Raw genomic sequence first — 21183 nt, 5'->3', positions numbered from 1 at the left:
TCAGATAGATTAGTGTATCTGGTAAAAGAGATGCTACCAGATAAAAATTGAAACTCAATATTTAGGCAATAATATTATGCGTGTTTTTTTGATTATATAATAAAAATGCGTAACATGTTAATTTTTAATTTAACTTTATATCTATTTTGTTATTGGTAATAGTGAATTTCGAATATTACATATTTATTTTATTTTGCTTTTATTGAATTGTTAGTTATATTTTAATTAATTAAATTTAAGATAAAACAACCGTTTAACGTTTTATTTTACACCTATTTTTTGATTTGTTTTTCGTGATAAGCTTCACAAGTTTATTTTATACTTCATCAGTAAGTGAACTCATATACATCTAAAAAACAGAAACTATTGCTTTAGGGTAAAGAGATCTTCCTTATCAGAATAGACAAAGTAATCCTAAAAGATATAACCTCATGGAAATGATGTCAACTGATACGTTCATATAGAGGCCTACCCAAAATAACGTCTAAAATTGGTGTGGAATAACGGTCTAAAATCGCACTGACGCGCTGCGCTTGTCTTCTCAGGGTTACCGGGCTAATACATTACCCCGGTAACCCTGAGAGCTGAAAAAACACCTGCCAGAAAAAACTTTTTACTTACCCCCACCGCCTAAAGAATTAGGGATAAAACTGTTCACCCTGTTCACCTTTAAATATTTATATTTAAATTCAATTTGTTAAGTGGTGATAACTTAATATCAAACTCACCACCACTCTTCACCTGACCGTTCACCTCAAATCTGAAAAGGTGAATAGAGTTGAATAGTTGTGAACAGTTTAAAAATAACTATTCACCCCATAATATATTGATATATATGGTTTAAATTATAGAGCGAACAGTAGTGAACACTTTTTTATATTTCTTTGAAAATTATCATCAATAAAGAAAAAAATTATTCTTCTGGCAGGTTATCCCTTGTCAGTTTTGGCAGCCACTCGATGGCGGTATCAATATCGAGGCTCAGATTGCTGCGAATGCCCTGTTTGCCTTTCTTGCGCAGGTAATGCTGCCCGTACTCCGCCAGTGCGCCCGGCATATCCATGCCAAATCGCGTTACGGAAACGGGTTTATTCAGATTATTACCTTTCATATAAGCAAGATAAGCATGATAAAGATACTTACGAGGATTGAACGGCACAATCTCCGCATTGCCGATTAACAGGCCATCAGCCTCATGGGAAGCAATAAGATGACCGCAAAAATCGACCAGTGGATCTGTACCACGTTTGATATCCAGTGCTTCTGCGGACTTTTGTTGCTCTGCCAGTAAACGCCTTGCAGCTTGTGGGTCAGCAAACCTATGCAGCAGATGCCGGATAATCACAGGCAATTCTGTTGCAATCTTCTCCCGCAGAAGTGGATCACGCTCATTTTCGGGCACAACTTCGGAAAAGTTGAAAATCACTCGACGCCGCGATATACCACCACTGCGATCACTGAAACTCATGGCATTATTGTTTACCGCCAACACCACCGCAGGAATACGGGTTGAGTAGGGCTGTTTATGCTTCGGGTCAATGGCTACTTCATCCCCGCCTGTAATGGCTTTGATGCCAGAACCATCGCCCACATAGCGGGTCTGGTCTGGCAGGATAATCAACGAGTAGCCAACAATCAGCGCCCGTTCCCGTGGGTTTTCCAGTGCGGCCATACTGGCGGAAACGGTATTGCCCTTACCTGCCAGCATTGAACAAATTTCAGCAAAGATACTTTTGCCGCTGCCTCCAGCACCGGTAACTTCCAGAAAAAGCTGCCAGTCGTAACGGTTCGCCAATACCATAAACAGCGCCGCTAGTACCCGATTAAACTTGTTTTCACAACTAGCGGTTGCCCGATTGAGCCAGTACCAGAATTGCGGAGCATGGTCTTTTAGCGTTTCCCCCGAAATGGGGGAATTGAATTCAACGTCATTGGCAAGCAATAACCAATCATATTTGTGGTGAGGTCTGAATCGGCAGGCTTTCAGATCAAATACGCCGTTACTGAATCCAATTAAGTGGCGTTCTGGTGGCTGCATCATGGGAAGCTGTAATTTCAGGGCATCCACCGCAGAGCTGATGCCATGTGGTGAGTAAGGCAATTTTTCTTCCATAAAGGCTGCCACCATTTCCCGCTTTAAATCGCGGTCACTGACCGGACGCCAGACAATACCATCATAGTGATGAACGGTTTCCGAAGCGCCATCCAATGCTAAATCACCGTAATAACGCGCCAGTAACACCTCTCCGCGCTGGCTGGCTCCCATCTGGCATAATGTCAGTTTTGAAGGCTCGGTATCATTAGTTTGAGTTGTTGGTTTTTTCTTGGCTGATGTTGGTTGATGAGACCCCTTGGCAAAGGCCCGCTTTACCATGTCCAAACCATATTGTTGGCGATAATCGTCCCAGTCGGCTTTGTACTCTGTCGGTGGTAACGAGATCCAACCATTCACCGCCAGCGCTGCTTTCTCTGCCGAGAGCTTGCCGGTATTCACTTTGGGTTTGCCGTTTTTATCCAGTTCGTCGGGGCTATGCCAGTCATTGTCTGCGGCAATAATGATTTTTACGTCCGGCCAGCGTTCCCGAACAGCTTTGGCGACAGAAAATAAATTGCCTGCATCCAGTGCCGCCAGAGCGCTGCCTTGATGTAACTGGTTAACGGTCAGGGCTGTGGCGTAACCTTCGGTGATGATCACCGTGTTGGGATACGTTTCCAGCACTGATGCGGCAATAAACGCGCCTTTTTTCTGGCTACCGGACAATAATTTTTTCTCGCCATTGGGTTTGATAATCTGTGCACCGGTGATTTTTTTATCCAGTGTTGTCAACGGCAGCACAACCGAATTGTCGGGCAATAGCCGCTGATTAGGGCAGGGCAGCCCTTTTGCGGTCAAATAGGGCGATTGCCCGGCGACAGTCTGTGCCATCAGTGCCGCCACTCTGTCGGCAATGGGTTGTGTTGGATAGGTAATTTCTTTGGCGGGCTTGAGTTCTGGTAAAGGCAATGCTTGCACGTTAGCAATAACTTTTGCTGCTTCAAGAATCGAGATCCCATTGGTTTTTGCCACTAAATCCAGTCCATCGCCATAGTTCGGGGCATCACACTGGCGGCAGTGCCAGTTGCCGTGATGATGGTCGTCGATAAAGTGAAAGCGGTCAGTGCCGCCACAAACCGGACAGGCACCATGTTTACCTTTTGCCGGAACAGTGATACCACAAGCTGGTAGCAGGTTTTGCCATGAGTACATAGCCGAAGTTTTGACGGTTTGGATAAGATCAAGCGGTTTGTGGTTGCTTGTTGTTTTTTGATCTGTAAATTTAGAGCGAGTTTGGGTATGCTGTGTATCAGCCATCATTTTTACCTTTCTTAATGATTGTTGGTGAAACGCCTCGCAGTGTTGGTAGCACTTCGGGGCGTTGTGTTTTATGTTCGGTTTATTATGTCATCGTCTTTTCTGTGTTATGCCACCCGCGATTGTGCAATCCAGTCATCAATTTCTGCTTCAATAAAAGCTACGGAACGTGGGCCGATTTTGACCTGCTTCGGGAATTCGCCATCGCTAATCAGTTTGTAGATCCACGCTTTGCTGTAACCTGTCCTGCGTTGCACTTCCGGCAAACGAATCAAACTTGTTTTTAATGCTGCCATTGTCATATTCATTTTCCTGTTACCGCGTCCCTGAGCGCTCACCGTGGACGTTGTTTGATGACAGGCGGATTATTTAAAATGCAAGATTAAATGAACAGCGTTAATTGTTTTTCTCCCGATGAAAATTAACGGGTTGCAAATTGTACTAACGGTTCTTTCTGTCGCGCAGCGGTTTGGCGAAGTCATACGGCGTGATGGGTTTTTCCCGGTTCGCATCCAGATAATCCGCCCACCACTGCACCATCAGCCGCCGTTCGTCCAGATGTTTGGAGGTGTGAATATACGCCGCTCTGACGTTGTTTCGTTCGATATGGCTGAGCTGGCGTTCGATGGCATCATCGCTCCACAGACCGGATTCCCCCATGGCACCGCGTGCCATTGTGCGGAAGCCGTGCCCGCAGACTTCGGTTTGGGTATCGTAGCCCATCGCCCGTAATGCCTTGTTAACCGTGTTTTCGCTCATGACTTTTTTGGAGTCGTGATCGCTTGGGAACATGACTTCGCAGTTACCACTCAGTACCTGCAATGCTTTGATAAGCAAAACAGCCTGACGGCTTAACGGCACAAGGTGATCTGTTTTCATTTTCATGCCGCGCTCAGAAAAGCGAACGCCTTTGATGGGTTGCCTTGTGGCGGGAATTTTCCATACAGCATTTTCAAGGTCGATTTCCTGCCAACGGGCAAATCTCAGCTCACTGGAACGGACAAACGTCAGCAGTGCCAGTTCTACCGCGATTTTGGTCAGCAGACGCCCGCGATAAACAGACAATCGGTTCAGGAAATCCGGTAAATCTTCATGAGGCAGGGCAGGGTGATGGCGTGATTTTACGGTGGAAAGTGCGCCGGCCATATCACTGGCAGGGCTGGATTCGAGGATATCATTCTGGACGGCATAGCGCATGATAGCCGTAACACGTTGTTGCAATCGCTGGGCAATGTTGTGTTTACCCGCATCATCAATGGCTTTGATGGGGGCTAAAAGCTGGCTGGTTCTTAATGTGGTGATATCGAGCCTGCCAATCTGTGGGAAAATAGACTGCTCAAGGCTGCGCAGCACTGTTTGGCTATGTCTGTCACTCCAGCGTTTGTTACTGGCGTGCCATGCACGGGCGACTTCTTCAAACGAGTTCACTTTGGCGGGTGAGGGGTGCCTTTCTTTTCGGCTTTGGGATCGATGCCCTGTGCCATCAGCTTTTTGGCTTCATCCCGTCTGGCGCGGGCATCGGCTAACGATACTGCCGGATAAACACCAAATGCCAGACGATCTTCTTTCTTATCGGTCGGGCGGTAATACTTCATGCGCCAGTATTTTGAACCGCGTGACGAGACTTCTAAATAAAGGCCCCCGCCATCGGCGAGTTTGTAGGTTTTTTCTTTGGGTTTTGCAGTTTCGATTTGTCGTGCGTTTAGTTTCATTATTAAGGGCATTCCTTTAATCGGACGGTAAGTGCCCCGAATTATGCCCTTCGCTGCATCTTGATTGCAACAGACGAAACTAGACGTAGAAATAGGAAATAGTATTGATTTTGCAGGACTTGCTAAGAATTGTTTGACTGGGCTGGACTTCACTGGAATTTGAAGTGGTGCCCGGAGGCGGAATCGAACCACCGACACGGGGATTTTCAATCCCCTGCTCTACCGACTGAGCTATCCGGGCTAACGGGGCGCATTAAACCGTATTCAGCCCAATCCGTCAAACACTTTCTGCATAAATTTATTCGTGTGCTCTTAAATCACACAACAAGCTATAAATTCAAACAAAATGGAGAGATAATCACCTCTCCGTTTATTATTTCTTTACTATAAAATAATTTGTTATCAATTATCTGCGATAGCTTTTCTGCGCATTATTCACTTTGATTAAATAGTGACGTGATTCGGCAGAAGGATGCTTATTGGTCAGAGTTTCATAAATATCGCCCGGCTTCATTGAGTTGATGATCTGAGCTGCTTTTTTCTTGTCACTGGAGAATATGCGCAAGACACTGCCTGCACCACCATTATAAGCAGTGATAACGGCATACCGACGTGAGGTAGCGTTTTTGATTTCACCTAAATATGTATTTTGCAATATTGATAGATAGGCTGTGCCAGCATCAATATTGTTCTCAGGATCAAAGAGATAACTGCGGCTAGGTTGACCCGACTTTCCTTGCATCTTGAAAACATCTTGTCCGGCTGTGTGTTGCATTACTTGCATCAACCCCAAAGCATCAGAGCGACTGACGGCATAAGGGTTAAAACTGGATTCAGTCTGCATGATGGCAAGGATTAGGGATTCATCAACGCCATATTTGATAGATGCTTTACGAACGATAGGGAGATATTTATGGGCGCGTTTATCTAAATGGTTAGGGACCAACTGCATGGTGACTGACCAAATAACGTGTAACCCCGACTGGCGTTTTTGCAATTTATTCTGAATCAGATAATTGGCAAAGTGACGTGCGCGCCACTCCCAGCGAATAGGTTCACCACTATTATCTAAAACCTGCCCATATAGAAACGGTTCTTTGCTGATCTGAATATCATTGGCATCCGAATAAAGATCGATAGTTCCCGGATCATCTCCCATCAGTAAAGTAGTAACGATCGCTTTACGTAAATGCTCATCAGGTTCAATTGGAGATATGGTTTCAATCGTAATATTTCCCGTCTCAAAATTAATATGGCTGCGGGTTTTATATTGATCGGTGTATTTAACGTAATCTTTTGGGCCTGCGATTAAAACTTCCTGCAAACCCCAAATATTTTCAATATTGTGAGCAAATTGTCCCATTAAGATATCGAAACCATTGGTGTCTTTTACATATTCTTCGTTGTATTCAATATCTTTTTTGCTAGAACAGGAAATTAAAAGTGGGGCGAGGAGAATCAGAGCCAGCAGTCTTTTCATTTTACAATGCCGTTGGATATTAATGCTGTTGGATATTGAGGTTTTATTAATGCTCATGTTTAGAGCCATAAAAAATGGCTCTTATTATGTCAATCGAGTCGTAATATTATTGTTCCGGTGGTGTATAACCGTCGATTTGAATGTCATGTCCTTCAAACAGGAATTTTACCATCTCTTGTTCAAGCAGCTTGCGATCTTCTGGATTCATGGTATTTAGCTTTTTTTCATTAATCAGCATGGTTTGTTTACCCATCCATTGTTGCCATGCTTCTTTAGAAATCTCATTGAAAATACGTTTGCCCAATTCTCCGGGATAGAGCTGAAAATCTTGGCCTTCGGCTTCTCGTTGCAAAAAAGTACAAAAAATAGTTCTGCTCATAATTAATCCTCAAAATAGTGGGTAAATTAACCCAATTGTTGCAAAAGGTATTCAACGGGAGCTGCCAATCCAATCATTGCTGGCTGGCGTAAGTTATACCAAAGTCCTTTGTTTTCATCCATGCAGGAATCAAAAGATAAAATATCAATTCTAATGGGGACGATATCTAAATGAAAATGACTGAATGTATGACGGAATGCCGTCAGTTGTTCAAGTTTGCTGTGAGAGATGCCTGAATTTTCCAGCCATTGCTCCAGTGATACCTGATCAGCAAATTGTGGGAAAGCAAACAAACCACCCCAAATACCAGAAAGTGGGCGTTGTTCTAGCCAAACTGTATTACCATGTTGCATTAATAAAAAGTAGGCGGTTTTTTCAGGGATGCTTTGCTTCGGTTTTTTCCCCGGATAATTTGTCCAGCTATGATTGGCGTAAGCAATGCAATCTGCATTAAGTGGACAAATTTCACATTTTGGTTTGCTGCGGGTACAGACCATGGCACCCAAGTCCATCATAGCCTGATTAAAATATTCGACGCCTTGTTTAGGGGTAACGCGAGTACTGATATCCCATAACTGATTCTCAACCTCTTTTTTCCCCGGCCAGCCGTCAACAGCATAGCAGCGAGCCAAAACACGCTTCACGTTACCATCAAGAATAGGGAAGTGCTTGCCCTGAGACAGTGAAAGAATGGCTCCGGCAGTCGAACGCCCTACGCCGGGCAGGGCAACAACATCATTAAATGTCGTCGGAAAATTGCCGTCGTATAACGTCACAATCTGTTGTGCCGCTTTATGCAAATTACGAGCGCGTGCGTAATATCCCAAACCTGTCCACAAATGGAGAACTTCGTCCAGTGGTGCAGTAGCCAAAGAAGCAACGTCGGGAAAACGTGAAATAAATTTTTGGAAATAGGGAATGACTGTCGCGACTTGCGTTTGTTGCAGCATCACTTCTGAAAGCCAGACGTGATAGGATGTTTTTTCCAATTGCCACGGTAAAGTCTTGCGACCATAGCGGTGATACCACTTAAGTACCACCTGTGAAAATTGCTCGGCTTCCATCATTAGAATAATTGTCTTTATATCTGTTTATTGTTTCGTGAACAGGATTGCAACATAGTGTAACCTCAGTGTAAACCCGAACTTTGTTTCGAAGCGTTATGCAAACTAGCATTAAAGTTGTGCTTATGGACACTGAACTTGATAAACTCAGCCATCGTTGCATAATTGCGCTCTCTTTGGGCAATCCAGCGGTATATAAAGTCCCGGGCGCTTGAACAAAAGCCTTTAAAACTGACAGAAAGTACCATGATAAATAACGTAATTTCACCGGAATATGATGAAAATGGCAGGGCGTTGCGCCGTGTCCGCAGTTTTGTGCGTCGGCAGGGACGGTTAACGAGTCGCCAGCAGCAAGCACTTGATAATGTGTGGCCGAAGATGGGTGTGGACTATCAGGCAGAAATGCTCAATATGAAAGAGCTTTTTGGTCGTGAAGCTCCGGTAGTACTGGAGATTGGTTTTGGTATGGGCACATCATTGGTGACGATGGCAAGCCAAAATCCAGAGAAAAACTTTTTTGGGATCGAAGTTCATGCACCGGGAGTTGGGGCGTGTTTGGCATCTGCGGAAGAAGAAAAGCTCAATAACCTGCGTGTCATGTGTCATGATGCTATCGAAGTGTTGAACAATATGATCCCAGATCAGAGTCTGGAGATGGTTCAGCTTTTCTTCCCTGATCCATGGCATAAAGCTCGTCACAACAAGCGTAGAATTGTGCAGCCTGAATTTGCGCAATTGATTAAAAATAAGCTGAAAATCGGTGGCACCTTTCACATGGCAACCGACTGGCAGCCATATGCAGAGCATATGCTGGAAGTGATGAGCACAGCAGAAGAGTATCGCAACTTATCGGAAAACGGTGATTATGTGCCACGTCCTGATTCGCGTCCAGTCACGAAATTTGAGATGCGTGGTCAGCGGTTAGGTCATGGCGTATGGGATTTAATGTTTGAGAGGATAAAATAATGGCTAAAAACCGTAGTCGTCGTCTGCGTAAAAAATTGCGTATTAATGAGTTTCAGGAATTGGGTTTTTCTGTAAAGTGGAATTTTCCGGCTGATACATCCGTTGAGGTTGTTGATAGCACGGTGGATGCCTTGATTGAAGAGCTGATTGAGCCAAATGGCCTTGCTCTGGATGCCAGTGGTTATTTGCAATGGGAAGGTATCGTCTGCCTGCAAAAAATCGGCAAATGTACTGAAGAACATCGCCAATTGGTAGGGAAGTGGCTGAAAGATCACGGTATGGAAGAGGTTGTCACATCAGAATTGTTTGATGTGTGGTGGGATTGATTCGCTGTTGCATAAAAATAGCGCATTACGCAAGAATGGCTATTACGCAAAAATAATGTTGTATGCAGGGGCTCCTTGGGGAGCCCTGTTTGTCTGGAGAGAAAGTGGTGAAGGTAAGGTTCTCTAATTCGTTATTGGCAGATATCTTAGAAGAAGTACGCCCTTTGATTGGCCAGGGAAAAGTGGCAGATTACATTCCTGCTCTGGCGGAAGTTCCGATAAATAGTTTGGCAATTGCCATTTGCACGGTAGATGGACAGATTTTTAAAGCGGGAGATGCAGAAAAACGCTTCTCTGTCCAATCGATTTCTAAAGTGTTGAGCTTAACATTAGCAATGACACGTTATAAGGAAGAGGATATCTGGCGACGAGTGGGTACGGAGCCTTCGGGGCAGCCATTTAACTCATTAGTGCAGTTGGAATTGGAAAAAGGAATTCCCCGCAATCCTTTTATTAATGCTGGTGCATTAATTATTTGCGATATGCTGCAATCACGTTTGAGTGCACCTAAGCATAGAATGCTGGAGTTTGTCCGCAATCTTACCGGACAAAAAGATATTTGCTACGATGATATCGTTTCCCGTTCAGAGATGGAGCATTCCAGTCGTAACGCTGCGATAGCTTACCTGATGAAATCATTCGATAATTTTGAGAATGATGTTATTACGGTTCTGCAAACGTATTTCCAATACTGTGCCTTGAAAATGAATTGTGTTGAATTGGCTCAGTGTTTTATTTATTTGGCCAACCAAGGGCGCATGATTGGTTCCGGCCAACAAATTTTGAGCCTTCGACAAACTCGCCAGATTAATGCGCTTATGTTGACGTGCGGTATGTACGATGGTTCTGGAGAATTCGCTTTCAGAATCGGTATGCCGGGAAAATCGGGTGTTGGTGGTGGAATTATTTGTGTTGTCCCCGGAGAATTCACCGTAGCGGTGTGGTCTCCTGAGTTGGATAAATCCGGTAACTCATTGGCAGGTTGTGCGGCACTGGAAAAGTTGGCCGGACGTATTGGGCGTTCTATTTTTTAATTTGTCCGTGCTGATGAGAAGCTATTACACAAAATAAATGCGCAAAAGAAATACGTAAAAGAAATCAGGAGAATGTATGTTCCGCAGAATCACGATTGCTGCATCATTGTTATTTGCGTCTCAGGTAGTTGTTACTCAGGCACAGGCGAGTTCTGAATGTCATGTGACGCTTAATGATGACATTATTGTCACGCCAAATTCTGTCCAAATTGCAGGGGCTAGTGGAAGCCTGAAAATACTGCCCGATGGTTCCATAACGCGTGATGGTAAGACATTACCATTGAGTACAAAACAACGTAGCAAAGCTCTGCAATACCAACAAACGATTCGTCAGGATTTGCCGTGGGTTAAGAAAGAAGCGCAGAGTCATTTGGCGGGTGCCCGTCAGTCACTAGATAAAGTAGTTGTCGAAACGATGGGCAAGGAAAGTAATGTTCGCAACCGTTTATCTCAATTGGAATCTGAGCTCAATAAACAAATTGATAAAGTAATTGAAACTCGTGTTAATGGTTTTATGTTCAACGCTCAGGCAGCCAAACAAGTAGAATCCGAAGGTAAAAAACTTATCGAGCAAAGCCTTGGTGGTATTTTGCAGGATAGCATTAACGAAATGAGCCGTAAAAATAGCAATCAAAATGGTGATGGCAAACAGGTGTTAATGTCTCTCCTCGGTGGATTGGGTGGAATGCAAAATGGCTTTGATGCTGAATGGAAAAGGCAGGAAAAGGAATTGAAGCGCTTAAAAGAGGAAGCGTGTAGCAAAGCCAGTAACTTAGAACAACAGCGTATTAGCCTTATGAATTCTATTAAGTAAATCACAGTATGCCAATCCAAGAGGAATCATTAATAAATTAATTCTTCTTGGTTTATTTTTGTTTAGTTTGAGAGAGATTCTGTTACAAGGCAAGGTATTCAGAAACATGCCGGGCTGGATGCCCGGCGACAGTTAAGTTAAATATACTTCAGAGGCTAAGGCAGCTAATTCACCTGACAAAAATAGGGAATTGTCACGGGCGATAACCGACAAAAACTGCACGCGACATCCTTCGTTCAGTCGAAATTAATTGAGTAGTGGACAAGAAATTCTGCATATTTTCGAACGCCTTGTCACCTTCCATCGCGGTAAGCTGTTCCTTACGCTTTTCACGCGCGATACGCCAGCGTTCACTCAGCTCAACAACGCTTTGTGTGAGATCCTCCTGCATTTCAAGGCAAAGACCGGCTTCTCTAATCAAGCGCTCGTTCAATCCGACCGGACTATAGAGGAAATAACCCGGCGTACCCCGTAACATAATCTCTTCTTTACTGAGCATACCCGTAACCAATGTGGGGTCGGTATACAAAAATCGTCCACCTGGTTTCAGTAACCGATACCATTCGCGTAACAGGGCCAATCGATCCCAAATATGAATCACAGAGTCAATACACCATATTGCGTCAAAAGTACCATCAGGAAATGGCAAAGGCTGACGAACATCACTGTCAATAAAGTTGCAGCGGGATTGTAGTTCGAAATCAACCGCAAGTTGTCTGGCAGTAAGAAGGCCATCAGGGTGAATGTCGACACCTGTCACCCTGCAACCGCTGGTTTTTGCCAGAAACAGTGCCGGGCCGCCAGAACCACTACATACATCCAGCACATGCGAGCGATCGGACAGTTTAAGCCATTGCGAAAACTTTCTAAATTCATCAACAGAGGACCAGTTGTTTTGTCCCAAATCTTCCCCATAGGTTTCTCTGCGCACTTCGGAAATGGCTGTGGAAGAAAAACTTCTGAAAGCTCGCTCATAAAAACCAGAACTTGGGGAAGAGGTTTGCATGGTCATGGATAATACTCCTAACGAATTGAATTTAATCGGAAGACGAGATGTTCAATTGCGGTATCTAATACATCATTGTCAAGATCCGGACTTAGGCAAAAACGAACTGATGAACCGGCTTGAGCAGCGCTTAAGCCGACAGTTGTGAGAACGTATGAGGGTTGTAGTTCTGTGGAGTTGCAAGCAGAGCCTGACGATATAGCTACTTGATGCAAACCAGATATGAGTGCTTCCGAAGCAATACCTTCAAATCGAATGTTCACGATATAGGGTGAACTGCAAGAAAGATCTGTGTTTAACACAGCATTTGGTACTTTTTGCAGAAGACGAGTCACAAAATGGTTTCTCAGTGCCGTGACTTTTGTTTTATGTTGAATAAGGCTCAAGTGGGCCATCTGGCACGCAAGACCGAATCCTACAATTAACGGTGTTGGCAAAGTGCCGCTACGCAAATGATTTTGGCCGCCACCATAGATAAAAGGCCTCAAATGTTTCGTGATGCGTGAATCGACAAAAAGTGCCCCGATTCCTTTCGGCCCCCTCAGCTTATGGGCGGAAAGTGACAATAAGTCAATCCCGGTGTCCTTAACATTCAAAGGAAGTTTTCCGACAGACTGGACTGCATCTACATGTAGCCAAGCTCCTGATCGGCGGGTGATCGCAGCTATCTCATCTATCGGCTGAATCGTACCCAGTTCAGAATTCACATGAGCAACACTGATAATACGAGTGTCAGCTGTCAACTTGGTCATAACATCTTCTGGGTGTACTTGACCATTAGCTGCAACAGGAAGGTAGCCGATAGCAAGCTCCCGACGAGCCAATTCTTTGCCAACATGTAGCACAGATTTATGGTCAATGGGGCAAAGCAGTGCTCCCGCAGGAGCACGTTCGTTATGGGCAAAACTTGAAAAAAGCGCGATATTATTGGCTTCTGTAGCACCCGATGTAAAAACAATCTCTTCTGGGCGTGCACCGATGAGCGATGCAATTTGCTGAGTTGCACACTCGACAGCATATCGGGCCCGACGCCCCATCATATGAGAAGAAGACGGGTTACCAAATTCATTGTCCATGTAAGACCGCATGATATCAGCAACTTCTGGAGAACACGGCGTTGTGGCACAGTGATCCAGATAGATAATGCCATTAGCTTTTTCATTGACATTCATAACAACTCTCCGTCAAGAAGTGAAAACCTCAACGTTAACGAGCTTCGAAAAGATCTCTTCTGGTTGCATTTCTCCGCTTCCACCTGGATCTGCGACGATAACCTTCATGCCAGACAGCCCATACAGGGAGAGAGCTGTACTTACTCCTGTTTTGACGGGTTGGAAACACTCTCCGGGGGCAAAGATAACCAGAAGACGATGCTGTGCCTTATAGACCTCAGCTATCATTTCGGTAATTTCTCCTGCACATCCGGTAACGCCACAGGTAATGAGGGGCCTATAGTCGCCGTTTTCATCCACAAGGGAGACTTCGGTTCCGGCATTCGGGCCACTATCAAGAACACGACGTTCTAAACGTCCGGCTTTAACTAACTTATCGGCACTTTTTTGGAACCGATATTTCAGCCAGGTTTCAGGGTAAGCAATAGGATGTTTTCGGCTTGCAAGTATGTTCTGCTCAGAAAATTGTCCACTACGCTCTAAGACAGATTTGTACGAGGCCGGAAGCGTGTTGAATTTCTCGTAGAAGGCTTGTCTTAATTCGGATGCAGATCCGCTGTCGTGCGAAACATATTGCCAATCATTGATGAGCAGCAGAAATTTGATTGTGTCGAATTTCTGTTCAAGCTGCTCTGCAACCCGAACACCAAGTTCCCAACTATATCCCGGAAAAATACCTACACGTCGTGCAATTCTTTCGCGCATGGGTGAGGTATTTTCTTCGATGATTCCCGGAACAAGACACTTTTGCACTTCATCAAGGAAAAGCATGAAATGCCCTCCCATAATGACGAGATCAGGATGTGATGTATTAGTGATTTCGGTAAGAATCAGGTCGAGTAGCTCAGCCTCGGATTGAACCAGCCGATGACTATTTGTGATATTAAGTTGTTGCATATGCGCCTATATTTTATTTATTAGTAGCTTAAAGGCTGTGCTATAGCTTCGAAAACCGAATGAACAGTTTCAACTTTTGTTCATGGATCACCGAATTTCACTCGCTATGCACACTATTTTCCTACAATGTCAGCAATTATCTATCAGGAAGATAATTATTCATATATTTGCATATAACTAATTAGCTAACAATTAAATAAATTTATTATTAGTATTATTTCTATAATATTTTATATTGCATGATTTCATATAATAACTGCCAGGTTATTGATCTATAAGTAAAAGCGATTGCATTTCTTTAATTAATTCATTTGGTGTTTTTAATTTATAGATTATTAACTGAGTTTTATAACCTTTATTATACGAATCAGATATATATTGATGATTTTAAAATTCTTAATATATAATTTAAAAGTGGAATTATTTAGTACAACCAATTAATAAAATTGAAAATGTATTAATGAATGAAATTATTTCATTTCAACAATATTCTATCTATAATTTCTATATATAGTAATGCGGATTTTTTATCTGATACGGCATTTATGGATTTTGGTACTAAGACAAAGTTGCCCACACTTGGTTGACAAGTTATTTACAGTTAAATGTAATCCTGATGGTACAGTTGGCTATTTGTCAGGCTCTGTATTAGTTATTGAAGTAGGTGATCAATCATTTTTTGTTGCTGATGGAAATGTATATACAGTAGCGGTTTCTCTGTTAGTGGAAGCAAGAGCACCAAGCAAAATAGTAGCACTTATTAATCAATTGGAATAAAAGTCAGTTTTATGCTTGAGACAGTAACAGTATCTCAACTATCACCGGTATAAAATAAATTGGTTAATTTTAAAGCAAATAAGAATCAATATGAAATTGATTCTTATTTTGTTGACATATTAATGTCGCTACCTAGAATGCAAGTCATCTCTTACTAATAGGTTCAATTTAGGTGTAGCAATGAAAAAAATCCTGCCAATTGTTATTGCATCATTACTTTCTGTTACCAGTTACTCTGCATTCAGTCAATCACCAGAATTATTTACGCCAAATTCAGTAACAGCTAAGTCTGGTGATTATGTCACAGTAAAGCATCTTTCCGGTGAAACTCAGGTTAAAAAGAATCCAAAACGAGTTGTTCTGTTCGATTTCGGAACTTATGATTCGATGACAAAATTGGGGTTATCTGATCGGGTGATTGCACTACCTATCGAGAACCTGCCTGAATATGTGCGCAGTGATATGCCTGCAAGTATGCACAATGCTGGGGGAATGAAAGAACCGAATTTGGAAAAGTTAGCTGAAATAAAACCTGATCTGATTGTTATTACAGGGCGTCAGGGATCTTCCTATGATCGTTTGTCGCAAATTGCACCCACTGTGAATTTAAGCACCGACAATAAAAATTATCTGTCATCTGTTGATAGTAATCTAAAATTATTAGGCGAATTATTTAATAAGCAGGATATAGTTAAAACCCAATCTGCTGAGTTAGAAAAAACTATTGCATCCGCACAGGAAAAAGTGAAAGCAGCGAACAGCAATGTATTGGTATTACTACACAATGCTGGTGAATTATATCCTAATAATCAAGCCATTGTTTACAACGTAATTAAAGCTCCTCGTGCTGTATTGCCTGCTAAATCAGACACAGACAAAAGTCGTTCAGTGACAGCGGATATGATTGCGCAAGCAAACCCTGATGTGATTTTTATTATCGATCGTAGTGAAGCAATTGGGGCAGGTAAGCTGGAAAAAGATCGGTTTGAAAATGATCAAGTCAAATCAACTAATGCCTACAAAAACGGTAAGATCGTGTATTTACAGTCTGATCTCTGGTACTTGTCTGGTGGCGGTTTGGACAGTATGACGCGACAAGTCAATGCAATTGCTGATGCATTATAATTCCGCAAATTAATAATTCATTTTCCCTGAAATCACCCCGAAATCTAATTATCTAGATTTCGGGGTGATTTATTAAAAACAGAAAAATAAAAACTAATTAAAATCATTCTTGCAGAACATAAAGAAGGGTGAATGTTTTGTGAGAAAATAAAGAAAACAGAGATACCATCAAAATATTTCTGCGACTCACTTATTGTTCCTAAACTGAAACAATCCGGCAAAATCATGCTCTAGTCTTGCAGCAGAGAAAAACTGCGCTAGGATGTTTTAAAAGGCATTGAATGGGGACACAAGCATGATTATCAATTCAGTTGAATTTAAGAATAATGACTTCTTGAAAAAAGAACATGAATTTAATGAATTTGGTGGCAATGGCGATAGCCGTTCCCCCGAACTCGCTTGGGCAGAAGCACCAGCCGAAACCAAAAGTTTTGCAATTACTGTCTATGATCCTGATGCACCAACAGGCAGTGGTTTCTGGCACTGGGTCGCTTTTGATATCCCCATTGAAACACAAGTCTTACCTGCAAATGCAGGGCAAAGTGATGGCAGAAAATTGCCAGTCGGTACAATTCAGAGCAGAAATGATTATGGCCTGATTGGTTTCGATGGCCCTTGCCCACCTGTCGGTGATAAAGCGCATCGCTATATTTTCACTGTACATGCCTTATCGGTAGAAAAACTGGGAGTCGATGCTGAAACAACAAACGCTGTTGCGCGTTTTATGATCCAAGCCAATACCTTGGCAACAGCTTCTATTACCGGTTACTACCAACGTTAACTGATTAATAATTCTTCTGTTTCCAGTAGAGGGTATCAATATGAGCAGCAAAAAAATTCAATGGAATAATGGGTTACAGCAGGAAGCAGTAGAGATCCTCTCTAATGACGGAGGAATGATCGTCTGCCCAACCAAAGTTGGCTACATTATCATGACATCTGATGCGCAAGGTCTGGAGCGCAAATTTGACGCTAAGCTGCGTAATCGTAACAAACCGGGTGTTGTTTTATGTGGATCTTTGGAACAGTTGAAAGAATTGGCTCAGCTTAACGCAGAAATTGAAGAACTTTATCAAAGACATTGGGATGAAGATGTATTGTTAGGCTGTATTTTGCCGTGGAAGGAAGAAGCAGTAGCCCGTATCCCAGATGATGGTTCTAAAGAACTGATGATGGATCAGCGTGGTACGAGCTGTTTCGTGATTAAGTTTGGTAAACCGGGCGAAATATTGGCAAAAGAACTTTGGGAAAAATATGGCAAGTTTTCTTTTGCCAGCTCAGCAAATCCATCAGGTAAAGGTAATCGTGGGTTGGTTGAATGTATCGGTGAGAGGATAGAAGAACGGGCTGATTTGATTATCTCCGCCAATGACTATGTTAAATCTATTCAGCCAAATGAAACCGAGCAAACTCGTTATGAGCAAGGCGTTATGGTTGCGATGGTAGATGAAAGTGGCAAATTAGTTCCTCTGCAAAATGGTCAGCGCGATATTACCCCGTGTCCGGTATTAATCCGCAAGGGGTTGGATGTAAACAAAATCATGGCGATGATGTCCGACATTTTCACGACTTGGGATTACCGTCACGGCAATTATTATTAATTACTATTGATGGCTACCAGTGCTTTTTGCAGATGATATTTTTAGCGGGTGCGATTGTACCCGCATTAATGATTCTTCCCGCTCTCCAAATCTTGCTTCAACTTGCGCTGCAAAGAATTTGCAAACTGTTGGACACGCGAAGATAGCGTGCTTTCTGATTTAAACAATATCCATGCTTGGTAAATATCCATGCTCCATTCAGGAAGAAGCCGTACTAACTTTCCTTCTGCGACTGCTTCATGAGTAACATAGTCGGGTAGATAGGCAATACCAGCCCCAGTCAGGGCGGAATTCATTAATGCCACACTGTTATTGATGCGAAATCGGCTGCGGACTTCAATATCCAGCTTATTTCTTTCTTTACGGAACGGCAGAGAGATAGTATGCGCAGGGCCACGGAATAGCAGGTAATCGTAGCGAGGGAGATCTTCGGGTTTATCTATTGGCGAAAATTGGCTTATATAGTCTGGTGTTGCGTAAAGCCCCCAAGTAATATCAATCAAAGGCCTGACAAGTGGATATTGTGGTGTTTCACGTCCTATAATGATCGCAATGTCACATTGATCTTCTTCCATATTAATCGTTCTGTCAGTCAGTTCCAGATCTACGCTGATGTGAATATTTCCGGCGATAAAGCTATTCAGGGCAGGGACAATACATTGACTGCCAAAGGATACCGGAGCAATCAAACGCAAACTTCCCATCGGTTCTTCATGGAAATTACGTATAAAATGTTCGGCATTTTGGGCTTCGGTAAGAATTCGGTGGCAGTATTGGTAATAACTCATCCCGACTTCTGTTACTTGAATTTTGCGCGTTGTACGATTGAGCAATTGGGTACCTAATCTCACTTCCAATTGTGCAATCTCACGGCTGACGGACGACTTGGAAAGCCTTAATGATCTCGCGGATTCGGTAAAGCTCAGCGTCTCTACGACACGGGCAAAGACCACCATTGAGGTAAGATTCTCAATATTATTCATGCAATAACCTGATGATTTACTTGTGGGAACTACGCTATAACATATCATATCTATATGAACTCATCCCGTTTGCAAGACAAAAGTCCAGAGCAAACGGGTCCAAATTGAACAAGGAAGTCAGCAGGGTGCCTTCAGCACAGAAAGGCAGGGCGTTGATGGCAGTTTGTGATTTACAATCAGTTTTCTGTTAATGATAACTGTAGAAACCGCCATGAAAGTAACCACTATAAGTAATACCTTTGGACATCTCACCGATCCCCGACTTAATCGCACTAAACAACACTCACTTATCGACATTCTCACCATCTCTATTTGTGCCGTTATCTGTGGTTGTGAGAGTTTTAATGAGATTGGGGAATACGGGAAATCCAAAGAGGATTGGTTCAGACAATTTCTGGACCTCCCCAATGGCATACTAGCCATGATACCTTTGAAGATGTGATAAACTGGCTTAACCCCAAGAATTCGGACATGCTTTTATCGAATGGGTGAATGACTTAACCAAAATCTCCGCCGACATTATTGCGCTGGATGGCAAAACAATGAGAGGAACACTCGATAAAGCCAGTGGCTCCTCGCTATTCATTTGGTCAGCGCCTAGGCGGTGGCGAATCAACTCTGTTTAGGTCAGGTGAAGGTCTCCGGTAAATCGAACGAGATCACCGCGATCCCCACACTCCTCGCTTTGCTGGATATTGAAGGTTCCACCATCACGATTGACGCCATGGGTTGTCAACACCCAATAGCTAACCAGATTGTCATGGGAAAGGCCGATTATGTGTTGGCCTTGAAAGGAAATCAAGGTGAGTTTTACGACGATATTAACCTGTTTTTGGATACCCAGTTGACGACAGGTTTTACGGGCGTTTCCCCTGCTCACTACCGAAGTACGAACGGCGATCATGGTCGTAGAGCAGCGTCAGTTATGGTTGATTAACGAAGTGAATTGGTTGCAGGGGCGTCATCCTCAGAGGTACACGTTGGGAGTCATGGCGGGAAGAGCAAGGAAAAACAGCGAGTTATGAAAGGCGCTACTACATTATCAGTCATCGTGATAAATTCGCCGAGTTTATTGCCTATGCAATCCGCAGCCATTGGTATATTGAAAATAAACTGCACTGGCAATTGGATGTCAGTTTTGGTGAGGATAGCCAGCGCCTGAGAAGCGGTCATGCGGCTAAAAAATAGCGTTAATGAATAAAATAGCACTGAACCTGCTGAAAAATGAGAAGTCGGTTAAAGTGGGGGTGAAGACTAAGCGCCAGAAGACAGGCTGGGATAATGATTATCCGATGAAAGTCCTGACGGTGGGACCTTGTTTAATATTTTGTGTAATCGCCACTTCCGATTAAACGTGACCGTCTAGACGGTCACCAAATTCAATCATAAAACGACTCATCGCAAGGCGCTAATCTTGGATCGGCATGGTCCATTTTTTAGACGCCGCTTGAATCGCTAGCCAAATCACTTTTTTCACTGAATCATCAGATGGGGATATTTTACGTTTCTTAATGGCATGCCGAATGACACTGTTTAGCGATTCGATGGCATTCGTCGTGTAAATCACTTTTCGGATTTCAGCTGGATAGGCAAAGAAAAAGAACGTGGACAGATTGTTCCAGTTCTCTCGCCAGCGTCGGCTGATTTGGGGATAACGCTCGTCCCACTGTTCAGCAAAAGCCACTAAGGCCTGTTGAGCCATTTCTTCTGTCGGGGTCTGATAAATCTGTTTCGGATCTTTGACAACCGGTTTGGCGTCTTTTCAGGATACATAACGCAGGTTATTGCGTATCATGTGGATAATACACAACTGCCCCCGGGTCTGCGGATAAGCCGCATTAATCGCCTAAGGAAAGCCTTTTAACCCATCTACACACGCGATAAAATATCCTTAAGCCCCCGATTATGGAGGTTCGTCAACACGCCGAGCCAGAATTTGGCCCCTTCATTTTCAGCTAGCCACAAGCCCAGCAGTTCTTTGTGACCTTCGGTATTAATGCCTAACGCAATGAAGACTGATTTATTTTCCATATGAAAGGTTAAAACCACCGACTTTAGTCGGTCAGCTTTAGCTGCGATACTGTGTTGCTCGAGAGGTGCAATATGGATTACAGATATGGCAGCCACACGGTATTTCAGATTGAATATCATTTTGTATGGGTAACGAAATACAGATACAAAGTGCTGACAGATGAAGTCGCTTTGCGAGTGAGAGAGTTAGTTCGTCAGACCTGTGAAGAATTTGCAGAGCCAACTCACTTTCTTCAGTCAGCAACGTTTTAGAGGAGTAGCTATTACGGGTATTAGAGCCAGACTTTGGCTGGTGTTTTTCATGACCCAAATGTGCGGCCAACTCAGCTTTGAGCGCGGTTTCAACGGTCAGTTTTTTGAGGAAACGGGAGAGCTGGCTGAGATATTCCGGGGTTTTGAGATTTTTAGCCAGCTCAGTAGCCAAAGCGTGTGACTGTTTCTCGTCCATCTTTTCATCTGTTTTA

General features: G+C 43.3%; 21 protein-coding genes, 1 tRNA gene and 4 pseudogenes. 13 read left to right on the top strand and 13 right to left on the bottom strand.

Annotated elements, in window-relative coordinates; all coding sequences use genetic code 11:
- Positions 1–913 precede the first annotated feature (913 nt).
- From PSI23_RS04320 to mutY, 7 genes and pseudogenes are all read right to left on the bottom strand, one after another.
- Positions 914–3352: a toprim domain-containing protein gene (locus tag PSI23_RS04320; RefSeq protein WP_273553923.1), complete on the bottom strand. Its 2439-nt coding sequence runs from the start codon at positions 3350–3352 to the stop codon at positions 914–916.
- 107 nt (positions 3353–3459) lie between these two features.
- The gene (locus PSI23_RS04315; RefSeq protein ID WP_273553912.1) at positions 3460–3654 is read right to left on the bottom strand and encodes a helix-turn-helix transcriptional regulator; all 195 of its coding nucleotides are present in this window, start codon (positions 3652–3654) and stop codon (positions 3460–3462) included.
- 139 nt (positions 3655–3793) lie between these two features.
- Positions 3794–5064, bottom strand: a pseudogene (locus tag PSI23_RS04310) (tyrosine-type recombinase/integrase).
- A gap of 165 nt (positions 5065–5229) precedes the next feature.
- Positions 5230–5305: transfer RNA gene (locus PSI23_RS04305), tRNA-Phe, on the bottom strand.
- A 165-nt stretch (positions 5306–5470) separates the two neighbouring features.
- Complete coding sequence (gene mltC, locus PSI23_RS04300) at positions 5471–6544, bottom strand: membrane-bound lytic murein transglycosylase MltC (protein ID WP_273553911.1); 1074 nt, start codon at positions 6542–6544, stop codon at positions 5471–5473.
- 106 nt (positions 6545–6650) lie between these two features.
- Positions 6651–6923 (bottom strand): oxidative damage protection protein, encoded by a 273-nt coding sequence (locus PSI23_RS04295; RefSeq protein ID WP_273553910.1) that lies wholly within the window; start codon positions 6921–6923, stop codon positions 6651–6653.
- Between the two features lie 26 nt (positions 6924–6949).
- Positions 6950–7990 carry an A/G-specific adenine glycosylase gene (gene mutY / locus PSI23_RS04290; RefSeq protein ID WP_273553909.1) on the bottom strand — a complete coding sequence of 347 codons (1041 nt, stop codon included), beginning with the start codon at positions 7988–7990 and terminating at the stop codon, positions 6950–6952.
- 243 nt (positions 7991–8233) lie between these two features.
- Between mutY and trmB the strand changes: the two genes are divergently transcribed.
- From trmB to PSI23_RS04270, 4 genes are all read left to right on the top strand, one after another.
- A complete protein-coding gene (gene trmB, locus PSI23_RS04285; protein WP_273553908.1) occupies positions 8234–8953 on the top strand; it encodes a tRNA (guanosine(46)-N7)-methyltransferase TrmB in 720 nt (239 codons plus the stop codon).
- On the top strand, positions 8953–9279 hold the full coding sequence (locus tag PSI23_RS04280; RefSeq protein WP_273553907.1) for a YggL family protein: 327 nt from the start codon (positions 8953–8955) through the stop codon (positions 9277–9279). Before trmB ends, PSI23_RS04280 begins: the two co-directional genes overlap by 1 nt.
- A 107-nt stretch (positions 9280–9386) precedes the next feature.
- Positions 9387–10313, top strand: a complete 927-nt coding sequence (glsB, locus tag PSI23_RS04275) for a glutaminase B (RefSeq protein ID WP_373567282.1) — start codon at positions 9387–9389, stop codon at positions 10311–10313.
- A 76-nt stretch (positions 10314–10389) separates the two neighbouring features.
- Positions 10390–11127: a DUF2884 family protein gene (locus tag PSI23_RS04270; protein WP_273553905.1), complete on the top strand. Its 738-nt coding sequence runs from the start codon at positions 10390–10392 to the stop codon at positions 11125–11127.
- 193 nt (positions 11128–11320) lie between these two features.
- Here PSI23_RS04270 and PSI23_RS04265 read toward each other — a convergent pair whose 3' ends face one another.
- The 3 genes from PSI23_RS04265 to PSI23_RS04255 are packed head-to-tail and all read right to left on the bottom strand — an operon-like array spanning position 11321 to position 14202.
- Positions 11321–12139, bottom strand: coding sequence for a class I SAM-dependent methyltransferase (locus PSI23_RS04265; RefSeq protein ID WP_273553904.1), 819 nt, complete (start codon positions 12137–12139; stop codon positions 11321–11323).
- Positions 12140–12150: 11 nt separating this feature from the next.
- Positions 12151–13305, bottom strand: a complete 1155-nt coding sequence (locus tag PSI23_RS04260) for a cysteine desulfurase family protein (RefSeq protein ID WP_273553903.1) — start codon at positions 13303–13305, stop codon at positions 12151–12153.
- 12 nt (positions 13306–13317) lie between these two features.
- Positions 13318–14202: an LPD16 domain-containing protein gene (locus PSI23_RS04255; protein WP_273553902.1), complete on the bottom strand. Its 885-nt coding sequence runs from the start codon at positions 14200–14202 to the stop codon at positions 13318–13320.
- A 579-nt stretch (positions 14203–14781) separates the two neighbouring features.
- Between PSI23_RS04255 and PSI23_RS04250 the strand changes: the two genes are divergently transcribed.
- The 4 genes from PSI23_RS04250 to PSI23_RS04235 all read left to right on the top strand — a co-directional run bounded on the left by PSI23_RS04250 (position 14782) and on the right by PSI23_RS04235 (position 17705).
- Positions 14782–14979 (top strand): hypothetical protein, encoded by a 198-nt coding sequence (locus PSI23_RS04250; RefSeq protein WP_273553901.1) that lies wholly within the window; start codon positions 14782–14784, stop codon positions 14977–14979.
- A gap of 180 nt (positions 14980–15159) precedes the next feature.
- The gene (locus tag PSI23_RS04245) at positions 15160–16104 is read left to right on the top strand and encodes a siderophore ABC transporter substrate-binding protein (protein WP_273553900.1); all 945 of its coding nucleotides are present in this window, start codon (positions 15160–15162) and stop codon (positions 16102–16104) included.
- Between the two features lie 295 nt (positions 16105–16399).
- Positions 16400–16885, top strand: a complete 486-nt coding sequence (locus PSI23_RS04240; protein ID WP_273553899.1) for a YbhB/YbcL family Raf kinase inhibitor-like protein — start codon at positions 16400–16402, stop codon at positions 16883–16885.
- Positions 16886–16925: 40 nt separating this feature from the next.
- Complete coding sequence (locus PSI23_RS04235; protein WP_273553898.1) at positions 16926–17705, top strand: L-threonylcarbamoyladenylate synthase; 780 nt, start codon at positions 16926–16928, stop codon at positions 17703–17705.
- 65 nt (positions 17706–17770) lie between these two features.
- On the opposite strand, the gene PSI23_RS04230 is transcribed toward PSI23_RS04235, so the two are convergent.
- Complete coding sequence (locus tag PSI23_RS04230; protein ID WP_273553897.1) at positions 17771–18688, bottom strand: LysR family transcriptional regulator; 918 nt, start codon at positions 18686–18688, stop codon at positions 17771–17773.
- 211 nt (positions 18689–18899) lie between these two features.
- On the opposite strand from PSI23_RS04230, the gene PSI23_RS04225 reads away from it, so the two are divergent.
- The 4 genes from PSI23_RS04225 (at position 18900) to PSI23_RS23140 (ending at position 20040) form a co-directional block, all read left to right on the top strand.
- Positions 18900–19130, top strand: coding sequence for a transposase family protein (locus tag PSI23_RS04225; RefSeq protein WP_273553896.1), 231 nt, complete (start codon positions 18900–18902; stop codon positions 19128–19130).
- A gap of 162 nt (positions 19131–19292) precedes the next feature.
- The gene (locus PSI23_RS04220) at positions 19293–19625 is read left to right on the top strand and encodes an ISAs1 family transposase (protein WP_273553895.1); all 333 of its coding nucleotides are present in this window, start codon (positions 19293–19295) and stop codon (positions 19623–19625) included.
- Between the two features lie 8 nt (positions 19626–19633).
- On the top strand, positions 19634–19876 hold the full coding sequence (locus tag PSI23_RS23145; RefSeq protein WP_373567281.1) for an ISAs1 family transposase: 243 nt from the start codon (positions 19634–19636) through the stop codon (positions 19874–19876).
- A 5-nt stretch (positions 19877–19881) separates the two neighbouring features.
- A complete protein-coding gene (locus PSI23_RS23140) occupies positions 19882–20040 on the top strand; it encodes a hypothetical protein (protein WP_373567279.1) in 159 nt (52 codons plus the stop codon).
- 56 nt (positions 20041–20096) lie between these two features.
- On the opposite strand, the pseudogene PSI23_RS04210 reads toward PSI23_RS23140, so the two are convergent.
- A pseudogene (locus PSI23_RS04210) lies at positions 20097–20713 on the bottom strand (IS256 family transposase); the annotation flags it as partial.
- A gap of 78 nt (positions 20714–20791) precedes the next feature.
- Here PSI23_RS04210 and PSI23_RS04205 point away from each other — a divergent pair.
- Positions 20792–20932, top strand: a pseudogene (locus tag PSI23_RS04205) (transposase); the annotation flags it as partial.
- 21 nt (positions 20933–20953) lie between these two features.
- On the opposite strand, the pseudogene PSI23_RS04200 reads toward PSI23_RS04205, so the two are convergent.
- Positions 20954–21167 (bottom strand): annotated as a pseudogene (locus tag PSI23_RS04200) (IS256 family transposase); the annotation flags it as partial.
- Positions 21168–21183 lie beyond the last annotated feature (16 nt).

This window comes from Xenorhabdus yunnanensis, from assembly GCF_028598805.1.
GTDB lineage: Bacteria > Pseudomonadota > Gammaproteobacteria > Enterobacterales > Enterobacteriaceae > Xenorhabdus > Xenorhabdus yunnanensis.
This window is presented reverse-complemented; position numbering and strand designations above follow the sequence as displayed.